Annotated in this window: 14 protein-coding genes; 8 read left to right on the top strand and 6 right to left on the bottom strand. The window is 59.6% G+C overall.

From position 1 onward, the window contains the following. Nucleotides 1-801 precede the first annotated feature (801 nt). Genes HU749_RS16560 through HU749_RS16550 form a run of 3 tightly spaced genes read left to right on the top strand, consistent with a single transcriptional unit; the run spans nt 802 to nt 3,714 of the window. On the top strand, nt 802-1,362 hold the full coding sequence (locus tag HU749_RS16560) for a TRAP transporter small permease (protein WP_018613289.1): 561 nt from the start codon (nt 802-804) through the stop codon (nt 1,360-1,362). Beyond that, the gene (locus tag HU749_RS16555; protein WP_079304100.1) at nt 1,359-2,639 is read left to right on the top strand and encodes a TRAP transporter large permease subunit; all 1,281 of its coding nucleotides are present in this window, start codon (nt 1,359-1,361) and stop codon (nt 2,637-2,639) included. Before HU749_RS16560 ends, HU749_RS16555 begins: the two co-directional genes overlap by 4 nt. A 55-nt stretch (nt 2,640-2,694) precedes the next feature. Then, nucleotides 2,695-3,714: a TRAP transporter substrate-binding protein gene (locus HU749_RS16550; RefSeq protein ID WP_079304102.1), complete on the top strand. Its 1,020-nt coding sequence runs from the start codon at nt 2,695-2,697 to the stop codon at nt 3,712-3,714. Nucleotides 3,715-3,864: 150 nt separating this feature from the next. On the opposite strand, the gene HU749_RS16545 is transcribed toward HU749_RS16550, so the two are convergent. Genes HU749_RS16545 through HU749_RS16535 form a run of 3 tightly spaced genes read right to left on the bottom strand, consistent with a single transcriptional unit; the run spans nt 3,865 to nt 6,737 of the window. Continuing rightward, the gene (locus tag HU749_RS16545; RefSeq protein WP_186651915.1) at nt 3,865-4,656 is read right to left on the bottom strand and encodes a transporter substrate-binding domain-containing protein; all 792 of its coding nucleotides are present in this window, start codon (nt 4,654-4,656) and stop codon (nt 3,865-3,867) included. A gap of 55 nt (nt 4,657-4,711) precedes the next feature. After that, nucleotides 4,712-5,344 carry a response regulator gene (locus HU749_RS16540; RefSeq protein ID WP_024619432.1) on the bottom strand — a complete coding sequence of 211 codons (633 nt, stop codon included), beginning with the start codon at nt 5,342-5,344 and terminating at the stop codon, nt 4,712-4,714. Between the two features lie 31 nt (nt 5,345-5,375). Beyond that, nucleotides 5,376-6,737, bottom strand: a complete 1,362-nt coding sequence (locus HU749_RS16535) for a cache domain-containing protein (protein ID WP_186651916.1) — start codon at nt 6,735-6,737, stop codon at nt 5,376-5,378. Nucleotides 6,738-7,051: 314 nt separating this feature from the next. Here HU749_RS16535 and HU749_RS16530 point away from each other — a divergent pair, with 314 nt between their 5' ends. Together HU749_RS16530 and HU749_RS16525 are read left to right on the top strand one after the other, a co-directional pair. Beyond that, complete coding sequence (locus tag HU749_RS16530) at nt 7,052-9,112, top strand: carbon starvation CstA family protein (protein ID WP_217870541.1); 2,061 nt, start codon at nt 7,052-7,054, stop codon at nt 9,110-9,112. Nucleotides 9,113-9,127: 15 nt separating this feature from the next. Beyond that, nucleotides 9,128-9,325 (top strand): YbdD/YjiX family protein, encoded by a 198-nt coding sequence (locus HU749_RS16525; protein ID WP_003182142.1) that lies wholly within the window; start codon nt 9,128-9,130, stop codon nt 9,323-9,325. A 304-nt stretch (nt 9,326-9,629) separates the two neighbouring features. Here HU749_RS16525 and HU749_RS16520 read toward each other — a convergent pair whose 3' ends face one another. Continuing rightward, a complete protein-coding gene (locus tag HU749_RS16520) occupies nt 9,630-11,426 on the bottom strand; it encodes a methyl-accepting chemotaxis protein (RefSeq protein ID WP_095974333.1) in 1,797 nt (598 codons plus the stop codon). Between the two features lie 249 nt (nt 11,427-11,675). On the opposite strand from HU749_RS16520, the gene HU749_RS16515 reads away from it, so the two are divergent. From HU749_RS16515 to HU749_RS16505, 3 genes are all read left to right on the top strand, one after another. Continuing rightward, nucleotides 11,676-11,942: a DUF4212 domain-containing protein gene (locus HU749_RS16515; protein ID WP_014338067.1), complete on the top strand. Its 267-nt coding sequence runs from the start codon at nt 11,676-11,678 to the stop codon at nt 11,940-11,942. Between the two features lie 11 nt (nt 11,943-11,953). Further along, complete coding sequence (locus HU749_RS16510) at nt 11,954-13,723, top strand: sodium:solute symporter family protein (RefSeq protein ID WP_095963565.1); 1,770 nt, start codon at nt 11,954-11,956, stop codon at nt 13,721-13,723. A 169-nt stretch (nt 13,724-13,892) separates the two neighbouring features. Continuing rightward, nucleotides 13,893-16,004, top strand: a complete 2,112-nt coding sequence (locus HU749_RS16505) for a TonB-dependent siderophore receptor (protein WP_095974334.1) — start codon at nt 13,893-13,895, stop codon at nt 16,002-16,004. A 205-nt stretch (nt 16,005-16,209) separates the two neighbouring features. Here the strand turns inward: HU749_RS16505 and HU749_RS16500 are convergent, their stop codons facing one another. Both HU749_RS16500 and HU749_RS16495 read right to left on the bottom strand, forming a co-directional pair. Further along, the gene (locus HU749_RS16500) at nt 16,210-17,253 is read right to left on the bottom strand and encodes an LLM class flavin-dependent oxidoreductase (protein WP_079301294.1); all 1,044 of its coding nucleotides are present in this window, start codon (nt 17,251-17,253) and stop codon (nt 16,210-16,212) included. A gap of 29 nt (nt 17,254-17,282) precedes the next feature. Next, the gene (locus HU749_RS16495) at nt 17,283-17,768 is read right to left on the bottom strand and encodes a flavin reductase family protein (RefSeq protein WP_095963567.1); all 486 of its coding nucleotides are present in this window, start codon (nt 17,766-17,768) and stop codon (nt 17,283-17,285) included. Between the last annotated feature and the right edge of the window lie 29 nt (nt 17,769-17,797).

Genomic DNA, 17,797 nt, shown 5'->3' with positions numbered 1-17,797 from the left:
GCGGTAGCATCTTGAAAATCGGGGCGGCAGATTAATAGCACTAAAGATCATGAGTGCAAAGGTTTAATGTGCGAAGTTCTATTAATAATTTTTAGAGGGGTGTTTGGAAGTGGGATTTGAGAGTTTTGTTGTTGTAGCCGAAATGTAAATTAATTATTGATTTTGAAGGATTTTTTGTGTTGTTAGATGGCTGGTATATGCGCGCCAGGTGTTAAGGCGAGCGGCGCTGTGGTTTTTTTGGCGCCGAATACTTGCTTGTTGAATAGGTGGTGTGTCATCGAAATGGCGCCTGTAAATCGTCGGTAGGTTGCTCGCTTAGAGGGTTGATTAGTTGTGCGTGAAGTTTGTGTTTTGGCGAAAGTTCAATTTAATTCGAGTTTTTATATTAATAAGTCGGAGGGATGTTTCTGTCGTCAGGGCCACTCGGCAGAGTCGTTACTTATGAATAAGACGGGTTGCCTGGAATCGCCCCATCCGAATCCAAATGGCAGCAACTCGTTCGCCCGGTCCGACCGATAATCGCACGCTTTGTGTTGCACACCTGCCTGGCTTATTGACCAAACTAACCGGGTGGTACATTTTATCGGCAATCAGTCTTGTCCAACGTGACCAAGACCATAATAAAAATAGAGGAATACTCATGCCTTTCCGTTTGCGAGCACCCCATTTCCCCCTGATCCGTTGTTCCAGCCCAGGAGCATCTTCCAGCCTCTCAGGTTCGATCCGATAGCGGCCACGCTGTTTGCGGTCTTTTCGCGCCAGCGGGATGTCGGCGCTCGACAAGCCTCGGAGTTCTTCAAAATGACAAAAGTCGTCGATCTGTATTTCAAGCTGCTGAAGCTGCTGATTGTGTTGTGCATGGTCGCGATGATCGTGCTGGTGTTCGGCAATGTGGTGCTGCGCTATGCCTTCAACTCTGGCATCAGTGTGTCGGAGGAGTTGTCGCGCTGGTTCTTCGTCTGGATGATTTTTCTCGGTGCCCTGGTGGCGCTCAAGGACCGTGCTCACCTGGGCATGGACAGCCTGGTCAAGCGCTTGCCGCCGGCCGGCAAGCGTATCTGCCTGGTCATCAGCCATCTGCTGATGCTGTACATCTGCTGGCTGATCTTCAGTGGCAGTTGGCAGCAGGCCGCGATCAACCTGAATGTCGTCGCCCCTGCCTCAGGATTGTCCATGGCGCTGTTCTATGGTGCTGGCCTGGTGTTTGGCGCCAGTGCCGCAGCGATCCTGTTCTACGAACTCTACCTGGCACTGTTTGGCAAGCTCGGGGATAACGAGCTGGTGATGGTCAAGGCCAACGACGCCGAGGTAATCACACATAACCCCGTCACCCCTGACCCCATCAAGAGTACCCGCCCATGACACTGGTTATTTTCCTCGGGTCCTTGATTGGCAGCATGGCACTGGGCATGCCCATTGCGTTTGCCTTGCTGGTGGTCAGCGTGGCGTTGATGTTCTACCTGGATCTGTTTGACGCGCAAATCATTGCCCAGAACCTGCTCAACGGCGCGGACAGCTTCCCGCTGATGGCCGTGCCGTTCTTCATGCTGGCCGGTGAAATCATGAACGTCGGTGGCCTGTCCAAACGCATCGTCAACATCGCCATGGCGCTGGTGGGGCACAAGCGTGGTGGCCTCGGTTATGTGGCGATCATCGCGTCCTGCCTGCTGGCGTCGCTCTCCGGTTCGGCCGTGGCCGATGCGGCGGCACTGGCGGCGTTGCTGGTGCCGATGATGGTGCTGGCCGGGCACAACCGGGCACGCTCGGCGGGTTTGATTGCCGCCGGTGGCATTATCGCGCCGATCATTCCGCCGAGCATTGGCTTCATTGTCTTTGGCGTGGCGTCCGGGGTGTCGATTTCCAAGTTGTTCCTGGCCGGCATCGTGCCAGGGATCATGCTCGGCGCGGCGCTCGCCATTGCCTGGTGGTTCGTCTCCCGCAGCGAGAATGTCGAGACGCCACCCAAACAATCCCGTGCCGAGGTCCTGCGGGCACTGGTCGAGGGCAGCTGGGCCATGGGCTTGCCGATCATCATTATTTTTGGCCTCAAATTCGGCATTTTCACCCCGACAGAAGCGGCAGTGGTGGCGGCGGTCTATTCGCTATTCGTCTCCCTGGTGATCTACCGGGAAATGAAAGTCAGCCAGTTGTACGAGGTGATCCTGTCCTCGGCCAAGACCACCTCGGTGGTGATGCTGCTGGTCGCCGCCGCGATGGTTTCTTCCTGGCTGGTGACCATTGCCGACTTGCCAGGCCAATTGGCGGCGGTGCTCGAACCGTTCATGGATAGCCCGACCCTGCTGTTGGTAGTGATCATGCTGATGATCATCCTGGTCGGTACGGTCATGGACATGACGCCAAGCATCCTCATCCTCACACCGGTGCTGATGCCGGCGATCACCCAGGCGGGCATCGACCCGGTTTACTTCGGCGTGTTGTTCCTGATCAACACCGCCATCGGCCTGATTACCCCGCCCGTGGGCACTGTGCTCAACGTGGTGAGCGGGGTTTCCAAGCTCAATATCGAAGAAATCGTTCGTGGCGTGTGGCCGTTCCTGCTAGCGCAACTGGCGGTGCTGTTCCTGCTGGTCCTGTTCCCGCAACTGGTCCTGGGACCCCTGAAATTCTTCACCGGTTAATGCCGGTGCAAGCCGTAGTAGCTCGACTTAAAAACAATAATGATCGGAGAGTGACATGGGACAACTGATGAAAACCCTGTTGGCCGGGGCGTGCGCAACGGGACTGCTGCTGGGTAGCGTGGTCAGTCACGCAGATGAAATTCGCGATCGCACCCTGCGATTCGCGTTCCAGAACGTCAAGGAGCATCCACAAGGGCAGGGCGCGCAGAAGTTCGCCGACCTGCTCAGCGAAAAGAGCGGTGGCAAGATCAAGGTCCGTCTGTTCCCCGGCGGTACCCTAGGCGGCGACGTGCAAACGGTGTCGGCGTTGCAGGGCGGCACGCTGGACATCACCGTGCTCAACTCCGGCATCCTGGCCGCCCAGGCACCGGATTATGCCATGCTCGATTTCCCGTTCCTGTTCAACAATGTCGAGGAAGCCCATGCGGTCATCGATGGGCCGGTCGGGCAGAAACTGGCGGCGCAATTGGACAGCAAGGGGCTGGTAGGGCTGGGTTATTGGGACCTGGGTTTCCGCAACCTGACCAACAGCAAGCACCCGGTGACCAAACTTGAAGACATGCAGGGCTTGAAGATCCGCGTCATCCAGTCACCGATCTACCTGGAAACCTTCTCCGCACTGGGTGCCAACCCTGTGCCGATGGCGTTCCCGGAGGTCTACACCGGCCTTGAGCAGCACACCATCGACGGCCAGGAAAACCCCTTCACGGTGATCGAGGGCAACAAGTTCTACGAGGTGCAGAAGTATCTCTCCGTCACGGGCCATATCTTCAACCCGCAGTCGTTGATCATCAGCCAGAAAACCTGGAACCGCCTCAACGACGATGAAAAGGCAATGATTCGCGCGGCCGCGGCCGAGGCGCAAATATTCCAGCGTGAAGTCACGGCGGCGGGCATGGACAAGGCCAAGGTGACTTTGGCCGGTGCGATGACCGTGAATGAAATCACCCCAGAGGAGAAAGATCGCTTCCGCGAGCGTGTGAAGCCGGTGATCGACAAGTTCGCCAAATCCCTGGATGGCGACCTGGTGAAGACGATGTACGAGGAGATCGCCAAGGTGCGGGCCGCGCAGTGAGGCGGATAGGTCAGTCCTGAACAGGCCCGACTCTGTGTGGGAGCGAGCTTGCTCGCGATAGCGGTATGTCAGCCAAGATCAACGTGGCTGACCTGACGCCATCGCGAGCAAGCTCGCTCCCACAGTTTTTTTTGTTTCGTCAGCGAACGGTTATTGGGCGGCCGGCACCGCCAGCCACTGCCCAATCACTTTCTGGTAGCTGCCATTGGCCTTGCTCAGGTGCAGCCACTGATCGACGTACATCTTCCAGGTGTTGTCATCGCGAGGCAGCAGGTAGGCCTTCTCGCCATATTGCAGGTAGCGGGTCGGGTTGACCGCGCACAGGCCAGGCTTGAGTTTTTGCTGGTAGAGCGCTTCAGACGCGTCGGTAATCATTACATCGGCTTTCTTGTCCAGCAGTTGCTGGAAGATGGTCACGTTGTCGTGGAAGCTGAGCTGGCCGTTGGGCAGGAACGCCCGGACGAAAGCTTCGTTGGTGCCGCCGGCGGGCTCGACAAGACGCACCGAAGGCTGGTTCATCTGCTCGATGGTCTGGTAGCGCTCCTGGTCTTCGCAACGCACCAGCGGGATCTTGCCATCCACGTCCAGGGTGGTACTGAAATAGGCTTTCTTCTGGCGCTCCAGCGTCACCGAAATCCCACCCATGCCGATGTCGCATTGACCGGCAACCATATCCGGCATCAGGGTTTTCCAGGTGGTCTGCACCCATTGCACCTTGACGCCCAGGCTGGCGGCCAGCGAGCGCGCCATGTCGATGTCGATGCCTTCGTATTCGCCGGTTTGGGTTTTAAAGGTATAGGGCTTGTAGTCGCCGGTGGTACACACCTTCAGTTCGCCGCGTTGCAGGACCTGGTCCAGCAGCGAGGGGGGCGGCTCGGCCAGGGCGCTGCCGGAGAGCGCCAACAGGCCACAGAGCGTCATCGAGCTTGTTATGGTTTTCATAGTGATTGGACGTCTCGCAAGGGAAGGGGACAAGACCGGGGAGTGTAGCAAGGGCCTAGCGCGAAATGATCCCGTGGTCGATCGCGTATTTCACCAGGGCCGCCGGCTTGTCGATGTTCAGCTTGCGGCGGATGCTCAGGCGATGGGTTTCGACGGTGCGTACGCTGATGTCCAGTTCACGGGCCATTTCCTTGTTGTTCAGGCCCTGGACCATTTTGTACAGCACCTGGCTCTCCCGTGGCGTCAGCTCGTTGTCGGTGTGCGGGTCAGTGGCGAGTCGCTGGGCGATCTCGGCACTGTAGAAGGTGCCGCCGCTGATGATGGCTTCGATGGCCGCGATGATTTCCCGCGACGGCGCGTTCTTGAGCACATAGCCGCTGGCACCGGAACGCACGGACTCGCTCACGTACTCATAATTGTCGTACATGCTGAGGATGAGGATCTTGAGGCTGGGGTATTGTTTGCCCAGCAGCCGGGTCAGCTCGAGCCCGTTCTTGTCCTTGAGACCGATGTCCATCAGCAGCAAGTCCGGTTGGCAGCGACCGACCATTTCGATTGCTTGCGCGCCGTTCTCGGCTTCGCCGACCACATCCAGTTGCGGCATCACCGACAGCAAGGCCCTGATGCCGTCGCGGACCAGGGAGTGGTCATCGACCAGCGCGACGCGAATCACGGGAGGCAGGTTCATCGGAAAGTGCTCTTGTTGGAGTGGGCGCGCATCAGCTTTGCGTGACCGAGAGGTTCATGGGCAGCAGGATGTCCAGTTCGCTTCGTCCCGGTACCGAGGTCACTTCCAGGCGTCCACCGAAATGCTCGACCCGTTCGCGGATATTACGCAGGCCGATGCCGGCATGGCCGCGTTCCACTTGCGGGACGTTGAAGCCCATCCCATCATCGACCACCGTCAGGCGCAAGGACTGGCTGGAGCCGAACAGGGTGATGCCGACGCTTTTGGCCCCGGCATGGCGCTCGATATTGGTCAGGGCTTCCTGGGCAATGCGGAACAGCGAGACAGGGGCACCATTTTCCAGGCGGCAATCGAATTCGTTGCTTCGGTAGGACACTTCAAGCCCGCTGCGCTGTTGGAACTCGGTCGCGAGCTGGCCGATAGCAGCGGGCAGGCCCAAGGTGTCGAGCAGGGACGAGCGCAAATCGTGGGAGATGCTACGGATCTCGCCGATGGCTTCGCCCAGCCGGTCGGTTGCATTCTTGAGGATGCCCAGGCCGTTTTCCTGGCCATTCTCCAACACGTGGCTGGCCAGTTCGAACTGGAACTTTATCGACACCAGCAGTTGGCTGATGCCGTCGTGCAGTTCGCGAGACACTCGCGAGCGTTCTTCTTCCTGCAAACTGACGATGCGCTGGTTCAGGCGCTGCAGCTTTTTGTCGGCCAGGCGATGTTCGCTGACGTTGAGGGTCATGCCGCCAGCGAACACCAGCAGGACCGCCACCAACGCGATAGCGGCGATGGCTTGCATGGTGGTATGGATGCCATGGGCGACTTCGTCACGGGCTTGCTGGGTGGCGCGCTCAACGTCCTCCAGGTAAATCCCGGTGCCGAGCATCCAACCCCATTTGTCCAGCATCACGACATAGGCCAGTTTGTCGGTCACCTGACCGGAGGAGGGCTTGTTCCAGGCGTAGCGCTGGAACCCTTCGCCTGATTCGGCGCTTTTGATCAGCGCCTGGATGACCGGTAGGCCGTGGGGGTCCTTCATGTCCCAGAGGTACTGCCCCACCAATTCCGACTGGCGGGCATGCATGAGGCTGCGACCCTGGCGGTCGTACACGAAAAAGTAACCGTTGATGCCGAAGCTGAGCTTGCGCAGTTCTTCCAGGACCTGCTGTTGCGCGCGGTCATCTCCCCGGCCGTTGTCATACAGCGGGGCGATCAGGCTCTGCGCCATCTCGACATAGTTCTTCAGCTCGGCGCGCTTGCTCGCCAGGATGCTGTCTTCGATCAGTTGCGCCTGTTGATCGCCCAACTGGCGATTGAGCGAGATCACCAGGGCACAGATGACCGCGATGGCCAAGACCAGCGGCAAAATCCCGAGGGCGACGATTTTGTGTTTGAGCAGCATCTGTACTCCTGTCCGGACTCGGCGGGGAGGCGAATGGCGGCATCATATGCCAAACCCATGGATGAGGCATAAAACCTGTGGCGCAAGACATGTGGGAGCAAAGCTTGCTCGCGATGCAGGCGCCGCGGTGTATGAAAGACCGTATTGACTCTATCGCGGGCAAGCCTTGCTCCCACAGGGGGAATTGGGGTTCTACGTAGTACTACGGATTTATTTATTGACCCATTGCAGGGATATTGGGTCGGCTCCGAATAGCCGGGGCACACTATAAAAACAATCGCCGCAATCCACTGGATATCGGCAGGAGACACGCAATGACAACCCGTCTGGTTAAACACCTCGCCTGGTTTGCCGTCGCCGTTCTGGGGGCCTGTGCGTTGAGTGTCGTGGCCTTGCGCCGCGGCGAACCCATCAACGCCCTCTGGATCGTCGTCGCAGCGGTGGCCATCTACCTGGTCGCCTACCGCTACTACAGCCTCTTCATCGCCAACAACGTGATGCAACTCGATGCGCGCCGGGCCACCCCCGCCGTGCTCAACAACGATGGCCTGGACTATGTCCCGACCAACAAACACATTCTGTTCGGCCACCACTTCGCGGCCATTGCCGGCGCGGGGCCGCTGGTCGGGCCGGTGCTGGCGGCGCAGATGGGCTACCTGCCCGGCACGCTCTGGCTGATCGCCGGCGTGGTGCTGGCCGGTGCGGTGCAGGACTTCATGGTCCTGTTCCTGTCCACCCGCCGCAACGGGCGTTCCCTGGGTGACATGGTGCGCGAGGAAATGGGCCGCATCCCTGGCACCATCGCGCTGTTCGGCTGCTTCCTGATCATGATCATCATCCTCGCGGTGCTGGCGCTGATCGTGGTCAAGGCCCTGGCCGAGAGCCCGTGGGGGATCTTCACGGTGATGGCGACCATCCCGATCGCGATGTTCATGGGTATCTACATGCGCTATATCCGCCCGGGCCGCATCGGTGAAATCTCGATCATCGGCGTGCTGTTGCTGCTGGGTTCGATCTGGCTGGGCGGGCAAATTGCTGCCGATCCGGTCTGGGCCAAGGCCTTCACCTTCACCGGGATCCAGATCACCTGGATGCTGATCGGCTACGGCTTTGTCGCGGCGGTACTGCCGGTGTGGCTGATCCTGGCGCCACGGGACTACCTGTCGACCTTCCTCAAGATCGGCACCATCGTCGCCCTGGCGATCGGCATCCTGGTCACCATGCCCGAGCTGAAAATGCCGGCGCTGACCCAGTTCACCGACGGCACGGGACCGGTGTGGAAGGGCGGTCTGTTCCCGTTCCTGTTCATCACCATCGCCTGCGGCGCGGTCTCGGGTTTCCACGCACTGATCTCCTCGGGCACCACGCCCAAGCTCTTGGATAACGAAACCAACGCCCGCTACATCGGTTACGGCGGCATGCTGATGGAGTCCTTCGTGGCGATCATGGCCATGGTCGCCGCCTCGGTGATCGAGCCAGGCGTGTACTTCGCCATGAACAGCCCGGCGGCGATCGTCGGCAGTGACGTGGTGTCCGTGGCGCAGACCGTCAGCAGCTGGGGCTTTGCAATCACCCCCGAGGCGCTGCAAGCGGTGGCCAAGGACATCGGCGAAACCACCATCCTGGCCCGTGCCGGCGGTGCGCCGACCCTGGCGGTCGGCATCGCGCAGATCCTGCACTCGGTGCTGCCGGGTGAGAACACCATGGCGTTCTGGTACCACTTCGCGATCCTGTTCGAAGCGCTGTTCATCCTCACCGCGGTGGACGCCGGCACCCGTGCCGGGCGGTTCATGCTGCAGGACTTGCTCGGCTCGTTCGTGCCTTCGCTCAAGCGCACCGAATCCTGGCCAGCCAACCTGATCGCCACCGCCGGCTGCGTCGCGCTGTGGGGTTACTTGCTGTACCAGGGCGTGATCGATCCGCTGGGCGGCATCAACACCTTGTGGCCGCTGTTCGGCATCTCCAACCAGATGCTGGCCGGTATCGCCCTGATGCTCGCCACCGTGGTCCTGATCAAGATGAAGCGCCAGCGCTACGTCTGGGTCACGCTGCTGCCGGCGAGCTGGCTGCTGATCTGCACCACCACGGCGGGCCTGATCAAGCTGTTCGACGCCAACCCGGCGATCGGCTTTTTGGCCCTGGCACGCAAATACAACGATGCCCTGGCCGCCGGCCAGATCCTGGCCCCGGCCAAGAGCATCGAGCAGATGCAGCACGTGGTGTTCAACGCCTACACCAACGCGACGCTGACGGTGTTGTTCCTGTTCGTGGTCTTCAGCATCCTGTTCTACGCGCTCAAGGTCGGCATCGCCGCCTGGGGCACCAAGGAACGCACGGACAAAGAAGCGCCATTCCAGGCCCTGCCAGACGCTTGATAGAGGATTGCAACGATGTTCAATGACTTGAGTCGCCTGGGTAAATACCTCGGTCAGGCCGCCCGCCTGATGGTCGGCATGCCCGACTACGACAACTACGTCGAGCACATGCAAACCAAGCACCCGGACAAGCCGATGATGGACTACGAGGCGTTCTTTCGTGAACGCCAGGAGGCCCGTTACGGCGGCAAGGGTGGGCCCAAGTGCTGTTGAACTGAGGTCGATCCCCTTGTGGGAGCGAGCTTGCTCGCGATAGCGGAGTGTCAGTTAACGATGATGTCGACTGACCCAACGCCATCGCGAGCAGGCTCGCTCCCACAGTTGTTTTGGGTGTTCTCAAGATTTGCATACGGCACAAATCCCTTGTGGCGAGGGAGCTTGCTCCCGCTGGCGTGCGAAGCAGGCCTCGGCGGTTCTTCAGGCTGACCGTATCAGCCGTTTTTGCGACTGCTGCGCAGCCGAGCGGGAGCAAGCTCCCTCGCCACAGGGTAGTTGTCTGGCTTGATTCCGCTGTTGATCACTCCGCCAACAACACCGCCGCATCGAAGCCCACCCGCAAGTTGCCCCAATGACGGCCGCCAAAGAAGAACGGTACGTCGATCTCGGTCATGATTTCCCCGGTATCGCGCAGGTAGGTCTGGAGCAGGAAGCGCTGGACGTTGCCTGCCGCACGCAAGCCAATCGGGTCGTTGAAGATTCGCTTGTTGCGGCACACCGGCAAATCCACCGCCCGGTCGCCAGTCGGCGGCTTCGAGACCCAGCTGTTGTTCACCGGGCAATAGCCCTTGCTGTCGACAATGAACGAAACCTTGCCACCCGGTGTGCTGCGGGTGAGTTTGTCGCATTCCTCCTGGCAGACCTGGGCAAAACGTTCGGTATAGCTGGCCATGTACTGCTTGGGGTCGGTACCGGAAATCAACTGGTAATTCTGGTCGAACAGGTTCAGGCCTTCGCCTTGCAGCGCCTCCAGGCGAACCTGGAGCGTGTCGCGGCATTCACTGGCGCGGGTGATGGCGGCATCCAGCTTGCCGTGGCCGAGCACGAACCGGCCCAACAGCGCCTGAACCTTCTCGGCCACGCCGGACAGGTCGCGGGTGGCCGTCGCCGAATGCTGCATGCGCTGGTCGATCAATTGGCTGTCGGCGTGGATCTGGGTGACCCGGTCGTTGATCCCCGTGTTGCTGTCGGCGAACTGCTGGATATGGGTCGCGATGTCCGCCAGCTTGCCGTTGGTGGATTCGAAATCGCCGATCATGCTTTCAAAATGGCCGGAGGCGCGTTCCACCACTTTCTGGGTTTCCCGGGCGCTGTGGCTGATTTGCGTGGTCTGCTCGTGGGTGGAGCTGACTTCATCGAGCATGGCGTCGATGTTGCGTGAGATGTCATCGGTGGCCCGGCTGACGTTTTGTGCCAGGGTTCGCACTTCATCGGCCACCACCGCGAAGCCACGGCCGCTTTCGCCAGCCCGGGCGGCTTCGATGGCGGCATTGAGGGCCAGCAGGTTGGTCTGGGCAGAGATCTGCTGGATCAACCCGACGATTGACTTGATGCTTGAGGAACGCTGGTTCAAGGCGCTCACCAGGGTGGCAAACTCACTTAGGCTGCTGGAGATTTCGCTGATGTTGCCGGTCACTTCCAGCAGCTCGGCGTAGGAGTCGCGGGCCATGCTCAGGTTCTGGGCGGTGGTGCTGGAGATGCCCTGGGTCTGGCGCGAGACTTCTTCGATGCGGCCCACGGCGGTGTTGCTCTGGTCCATCACTTCCTTGGCGAAGCGCGCCTGGTGGGTGGCGCTGTCGCTGGAGTCGCTGATGTTCTTCAGCGAACGGGCCGACTCGACAGCGATGTGCACGGTCAGCGCTTGGACGTTGCTGATGATCTCCCGTTGCTTGGCCAGGAAACGGTTGCAGGTGCCGGCCAGTACGCGAATCTCGTCGTGAGTCACCAGCGGCAGGTCCTTGGACAGGTCGCCTTCGCCGTTGGCGATCTCTTCCAGGGCCTTGGTCATGACGGTGACGGGGCGCACGATGAGGTGGCGGAAATACCAGACCATGAAGCTGATCATGGCCAACGTCAGGACCGCGCCAAAGAGCAGGGCATGGGTAAGGCTGTCGAGCCGGCCTTCGATCTGCCCCAGCAATGCGCCGTCCAACTGCGCGTTGCGCAACTGCAGCAGGATCTCGGCGCGGGCACTGAGGGCCACCCAATACAACAAGCCACTGACCAGCACCAACAGGAAAAGGCTCGACAGCTTTTTGGTGAGGGTATCGAAAAACTGCATCTCGATAGACTCGTACAAGGCCTTTAACGTCTGCATGCCGCTGCTCCTGGGCAAAAAAATCTCTCAATGGAATACATTCGACCGCGAGCGCCAAAGCTTTAGGGGCGGATAGGGCTATTTGATATCACCCTGGAGACTCTGCTGCTCTTCAGCCTGCCTTGGCGATGAGATAGAGATGTCAATACCTGTTGGAGCGAATTAGACGAAAGTCGTACTAGCGCCTTGCCTGACGACTGCTACGGTTTGAAGTGCAAAACAATAAAAACAACACGGGAGGACACCTCCATGTCCACTGAAAAGCAACAGGCTGCGCGTGCCTACTGGACGGAAAACCTACGCTGGATGCTGGTCTTGCTGGCTATCTGGTTCCTGGTGTCGTTCGGCTTCGGCATTTTGCTGGTTGATGCACTCAACACCATCAGTTTCTTCGGTACACCCTTGGGGTTCTGGTTTGCCCAGCAGGGTTCCATCTACGTCTTTGTGCTCGAGATTTTCTTCTATGTCTGGAAGATGAATCAGCTCGATCGCAAATATGACGTCCACGAAGACTGAGGGCGGCGCACATGGACACAAAAACCCTGATTTATCTGGTCGTAGGCGCCTCCTTCGCGTTGTACATCGCGATTGCAATCTGGACGCGTGCCGGTTCCACCAGCGAATACTATGTCGCCAGCAAGGGCGTGCATCCGGTACTCAACGGCATGGCCACCGGTGCTGACTGGATGTCGGCGGCTTCGTTCATCTCCATGGCCGGGATCATTGCCTTCGCCGGTTACGACGGTTCGGTCTACCTGATGGGCTGGACCGGGGGCTACGTGCTGTTGGCGATGTGCCTGGCGCCGTACCTGCGAAAATTTGGCAAGTTCACCGTACCCGAGTTCGTCGGGGCTCGTTATTACTCGCAGACGGCGCGGGTGGTGGCAGTGATCTGCGTGATTTTCATTTCCTTCACCTATGTGGCGGGACAGATGCGCGGCGTCGGGATCGTCTTTTCCCGTTACCTGGAAGTGGATATCAACGTCGGTGTCATGATCGGCATGGCCATCGTATTCTTTTATTCGGTGTTGGGCGGCATGAAGGGCATCACCTACACCCAGGTGGCGCAGTATTGCGTGATGATTTTCGCCTACATGGTGCCGGCGATTTTCATCTCGATAATGATCACCGGCAACCCAATACCGCAACTGGGCTTTATCAGCGAAGTGGGCGGTTCGGGGCAGAGCGTGATCGAGCGGCTCAACGGCCTGGGTGCCGAGTTGGGCTTCAGCGCCTATACCGATGGCACCAAGTCGACCATGGACGTGTTCTTCATCACCATGGCGCTGATGGTCGGTACTGCAGGCCTGCCCCATGTGATCGTGCGTTTCTTTACCACGCCGACCGTTCGGGATGCACGCAAGTCAGCAGGCTACGCATTGCTGTTCATCGCCATTCTCTACACCACCGCGCCGGCCGTGGCGGCCTTCGCACGTACCAATCTGCTGACCTCCATTCCCAACGTCAGTTATGCCACCGCGCCAGCCTGGTTCAAAGCCTGGGAAAATTCCGGACTGATTGCGTGGGCGGACAAGAACAACGACGGCATTATCCAATACAGCCCGGGTGCGGCCCTGGTCGGGGCGCCGAGTTTTACGGGTGAGCGCGGGGCGCATGAGCAGCGATTGCTCAAGAACCAGCTCTCGCCAGTGGCCAACGAACTCTACGTCGATAACGACATCATGGTGTTGGCCAACCCCGAAATTGCCGGCCTGCCGGGCTGGGTGATCGCATTGATCGCTGCCGGTGGCCTGGCGGCGGCGCTTTCGACGGCGGCGGGGCTGTTGCTGGTGATCTCTACCTCGATCTCCCATGATTTGCTCAAGAGCAACATCATGCCCAGGATCAACGAGAAGCAGGAATTGCTCGCTGCACGTATCGCCGCCGGCGTGGCGGTATTGATTGCCGGGTTGTTCGGCATCTATCCACCCGCATTCGTCGCCCAGGTGGTTGCGTTCGCCTTCGGGTTGGCGGCGTCTTCCTTCTTTCCGGTCATTGTCATGGGGATCTTCTCCAAACGCATGAACCGCGAAGGCGCGATCGCCGGGATGATTGTCGGGCTGACCTTCACGTTCACCTACATCGTCTACTTCAAGTTCATCAACCCGACGATGAACACGGCTGAACATTGGTGGCTGGGTGTTTCCCCTGAAGGCATCGGCACGTTGGGGATGCTCTTCAACTTCCTGGCCGCGGTGGTGGTGTCACGCTTTACCGCGCCGCCACCGGAGCACATCCAGCACCTGGTCGAAGACATTCGCGTACCGAGAGGAGCCGGTGCTGCCATCGATCACTGACCACTGATCAGCCCAAGACTGGGAGAGGAAAACAAACGAGGGCGCCGGACTCATCATCCGGCGCCCTTGTTTGTGCGCAGAGTCAAGCGGGGAGATGTTAGAAAGATTTACTGGGAATCATTCTCAAAGTATATTCTCTCTCATTCCCAACCCTCTGTGAGTGCGCGTCTTGAATCGTTCCACCCCTCTCGCTAATCGCAACGTCTTCATCAAGTGTGTATTGCCGACGTTGTCTTACTGCTTCATCGCAAGCCCGGTGTGGGCGCAGGCAGCTGTCGAACTGCCGGCCACGGATATCCAGGGCAGTCGTGTCACTCAGGAGGAGGGCTACACGACGTCGCAAGCCAGCACGGCGAGCAAGAGCGATGTACCGATCAAGGAAGAGGCGCAATCGATCAACGTGGTAACCCAGCAGACCCTGGCGGACTATCAGGTACGCTCGCTGAACGACGCGATGAAGTTCGTCAGCGGCGTCAGCCAGGGCAACACCCTGGGCGGCTCGCGAGACTCGTTGGTCAAGCGCGGGTTCGGCACCAACGATGACGGCTCGATCCTGCGCGATGGCGTGCGTTCGAACCTGGGGCGCAACTTCAGCGCTACTACCGAGCGCGTCGAAGTGCTCAAGGGCCCGGCCTCGATGCTGTACGGCGCGCTGGAGCCCGGCGGCCTGGTCAACGTCATCAGCAAGAAGCCCGAGTACACCCAGAGCACCACGCTGAGCGGCTCGGCCTACAGCGAAGGCGGCGGCACCATGGCCCTGGACACCACCGGGCCGCTGGGCGATACCGGCCTGGCTTATCGCCTGATCGCCGAGCGCGGGCATGAAGACTACTGGCGCAACTATGGGGTCAATGAGAGCACGCTGGTGGCGCCGTCGTTGGCTTGGACGGGGGAACGGGCTTCGTTGAACCTGAGTTATGAATACAACGAATATTCCAATCCGTTTGATCGTGGGACGGTGTTCAGAAATGGGCATCCAGCTGACATCGACTACGACAAGCGTCTCGATGAACCGTGGGCCAAAAGCGTGGGGATTCGCGAGACGGCCACGGCGCGTTTCGAGTATGAGCTGAGCGAGGATTGGAAAACTCGCGTGACCTATGGCTGGAATAATGACCGGTACAGCCTTTCGATTGCGCAGCCCGATGGTTTGACGGGAAATGAGTTGAGCAGAAAATCCAACGGTGCTCGATACGATGACGAAACTCGTTATGCCAGTTGGGATTTCATGGGCAAGCAGGAGCTGTTCGGTCAGCGCCATGATCTGCTGGTTGGTATCGATAATCAGGTGTCAGATCAGTTTCGTGGCAAGACTTACCGTGGGGACGCAGAAGGAGGGTTCGACATCACCGCACCGGTTTATGGCGGCCTGGCTGAACCCAGTAAGCTGAATGCAAAACAAAGCAACTTGAGTAACAAGCTGACCTCCAGCTCGGTGTACCTGAAGGACAACTGGCATCTGGATGATCGCTGGATCCTGGTCTTCGGGGGGCGCTACCAGCATTACGATCAATATGCCAACCAAGGCATGATCACGCGGGTCAATGTTCGCGACGACAATGGCGACGCCTTCGTTCCGTTCCTGGGACTGGTCTATAAAGCCACCGAGACCCTGTCGTTGTATGGCAACTACAGCCGGTCGTTCAAGCCTAATGATGTGGTCGACAAGGACAGTCGCACCTTTAAACCGGAGGAGGGGCGCAGTTACGAAGTCGGCGCCAAGTACGATCCGCTGCCGGGATTGAACATCAATCTCGCCTTGTTCGACATCGTTAAAAAGAATGTAGTGACTGTCACTGACGACATCGCACAAGCCGCCGGCAAAGTCGGCTCCCAAGGCCTGGAACTCGACATCACCGGCCGACTCGCCGACCGCTGGGACCTGATCGGCACCTACGCCTACACCCACACGGAAATCCTCGACGATCCGGCTGACGAAGGCCATCGCCTGGCCAACGCTCCCAAACACACCGCCAGCCTGTACCTGAGTCATCACCTGAACGTGCCTGCCGAATTCGGGGCCTGGCACGCCGGTGCCGGCGCCCGCTACGTCGGCGAACGCGCCGCCAACAACGCCAACGAATTCTGGCTGAGCAGCTACACCGTCGCCGACGCCTTCCTGCGTTGGGAGTCGCCGGTACTGGGGCACAAGACTTCGCTGCAACTGAACGTCGACAACCTGTTCGACAAGCAGTACTACCCGTCCTCCACGGGCAGCGAGTTGCAGGTAAGCGTCGGTGAGCCGCGTACCGCTCGCCTGAGCGCCAGCGTAACGTTCTGATCCATCCAGAAAACAAAATGCCCGGGCCTTGAAGTCCGGGCATTTTTTTGGGCATCACCTTCACATCTCGGCCGCCATCGCGAGCAAGCTCGCTCCCACAATGTCCGATGATGTTCACTTATTCCATGTTCACCACAAAACCCTGTGGGAGCGAGCCTGCTCGCGATGACGATAGAACTGACGCCGGAGATTCCAGGGCTGCGGCTCACCGAAACGCCGGCACCACCTGCTGGATGAACAGCTCCAGGGATTTTTTCTTTTCGGCATGGGGCAGGCTGTTGTCGCACCAGAAGCTGAACTCATCCACCCCCAGTTCCTGGTAGTACTTGATCCGCTCGATGATTTCCTGCGGGGTGCCGATCATGGTGTTCTTGCGGATGTTTTCCAGCTGGAACTCCGGGCGCTCGGCGAACTTTTCTTCCGGGCTTGGCGCCAGGAAACCGTTGACCGGCACTTGCTTGTTGCCGAACCAGGCATCGAAGGTGCGATAGAACTTCGAGATCGCCTGGGCGCCGACCTTCCAGCCTTCGGGATCATCCACCGCATGCACGTGGGTGTGGCGCAGCACCATCAATTGCGGGCGCGGCACGTCGGGGTTGTTGTCCAGGGCGGCTTGGAACTTGTTCTTCAGGTCCAGGACTTCCTCATCGCCCTTCATCAACGGCGTGACCATCACGTTGCAGCCGTTGGCGACGGCGAAGTTGTGGGAGTCCGGGTCGCGGGCGGCGATCCACATCGGCGGGTGAGGCTTGCGGATTGGCTTGGGCACGCAGGTGGAAGTGGGGAATTTCCATATCTCGCCATCATGGGCGTAGTCGCCTTGCCACAGGGCGCGGACCACCGGGACCATTTCCCGCAGGGCCTGGCCGCCGGAGGAAGCCGGCATGCCGCCGGCCATGCGGTCGAACTCCACCTGGTAGGCACCCCGGGCCAGGCCGACTTCCATGCGGCCATTGCTGATCACGTCCAGCAGCGCGCATTCGCCGGCCACCCGCAGCGGGTGCCAGAACGGCGCGATGATGGTACCGGCACCCAGGTGGATGGTGGTGGTCTTTGCGGCCAGGTACGCCAGCAGCGGCATCGGGCTTGGCGAGATGGTGTATTCCATGGCGTGGTGCTCGCCGATCCACACGGTACTGAACCCGCCGGCCTCGGCCAGCAGGGTCAGCTCGCTCAGGTCTTCGAACAACTGGCGATGGCTGACGCTTTCGTCCCAGCGCTCCATGTGTACGAACAGGGAAAATTTCATGGCGCTATCTCTTGTAGTTGACGATCGGTTCAGGCGAGGACGGGCAGGGCGCCCATCTTGCCGTGGCAATAAACCAGCGGCCCCGGTGTGTGCTGCGGGACGATCAGGTTCTTCACGGCGCCGACCATGATGGCGTGGTCGCCGCCTTCGTATTCGCGCCACAGTTCGCATTCGATGATGGCCGTGGCGTTGCTCAGCAGCGGGTTACCCAGTTCGCTCAAGGTCCATTCGATGCCCTGGGCCTTGTCCTTGCCTTTGCGGGCGAAGGCATAGGCTTCATTCTGCTGGCCGCCGGAGAGCAGGTGGATGGCGAAGCGCTTGTTCTTGATCAGCACCGGATAGGAGTCGGAGCTGTAGTTGGGGCAGAACAGCACCAGGGCAGGTTCCATCGACAATGAGCTGAAGGCACTGGCGGTAAGGCCGACGACCTGGCCGTCGTCATCGAGGGTGGTGATCACGGTCACGCCGGACGGGAACGAGCCCATGACTTGTTTGTAGACGCTGGCATCGATCATCGGACGATCCTCGGGTTTTGTCGGTTGTG

This window comes from Pseudomonas ogarae (assembly GCF_014268695.2).
Lineage (GTDB): Bacteria > Pseudomonadota > Gammaproteobacteria > Pseudomonadales > Pseudomonadaceae > Aquipseudomonas > Aquipseudomonas kilonensis.
This window is presented reverse-complemented; position numbering and strand designations above follow the sequence as displayed.

Bases quoted from the DNA above. Each gene is read 5' to 3' on its own strand.
- HU749_RS16560 (WP_018613289.1), top strand. From the start codon at position 802: ATGACAAAAGTCGTCGATCTGTATTTCAAGCTGCTGAAGCTGCTGATT.
- HU749_RS16555 (WP_079304100.1), top strand. From the start codon at position 1,359: ATGACACTGGTTATTTTCCTCGGGTCCTTGATTGGCAGCATGGCACTG.
- HU749_RS16550 (WP_079304102.1), top strand. From the start codon at position 2,695: ATGGGACAACTGATGAAAACCCTGTTGGCCGGGGCGTGCGCAACGGGA.
- HU749_RS16545 (WP_186651915.1), bottom strand. From the start codon at position 4,656: ATGAAAACCATAACAAGCTCGATGACGCTCTGTGGCCTGTTGGCGCTC.
- HU749_RS16540 (WP_024619432.1), bottom strand. From the start codon at position 5,344: ATGAACCTGCCTCCCGTGATTCGCGTCGCGCTGGTCGATGACCACTCC.
- HU749_RS16535 (WP_186651916.1), bottom strand. From the start codon at position 6,737: ATGCTGCTCAAACACAAAATCGTCGCCCTCGGGATTTTGCCGCTGGTC.
- HU749_RS16530 (WP_217870541.1), top strand. From the start codon at position 7,052: ATGACAACCCGTCTGGTTAAACACCTCGCCTGGTTTGCCGTCGCCGTT.
- HU749_RS16525 (WP_003182142.1), top strand. From the start codon at position 9,128: ATGTTCAATGACTTGAGTCGCCTGGGTAAATACCTCGGTCAGGCCGCC.
- HU749_RS16520 (WP_095974333.1), bottom strand. From the start codon at position 11,426: ATGCAGACGTTAAAGGCCTTGTACGAGTCTATCGAGATGCAGTTTTTC.
- HU749_RS16515 (WP_014338067.1), top strand. From the start codon at position 11,676: ATGTCCACTGAAAAGCAACAGGCTGCGCGTGCCTACTGGACGGAAAAC.
- HU749_RS16510 (WP_095963565.1), top strand. From the start codon at position 11,954: ATGGACACAAAAACCCTGATTTATCTGGTCGTAGGCGCCTCCTTCGCG.
- HU749_RS16500 (WP_079301294.1), bottom strand. From the start codon at position 17,253: ATGAAATTTTCCCTGTTCGTACACATGGAGCGCTGGGACGAAAGCGTC.
- HU749_RS16495 (WP_095963567.1), bottom strand. From the start codon at position 17,768: ATGATCGATGCCAGCGTCTACAAACAAGTCATGGGCTCGTTCCCGTCC.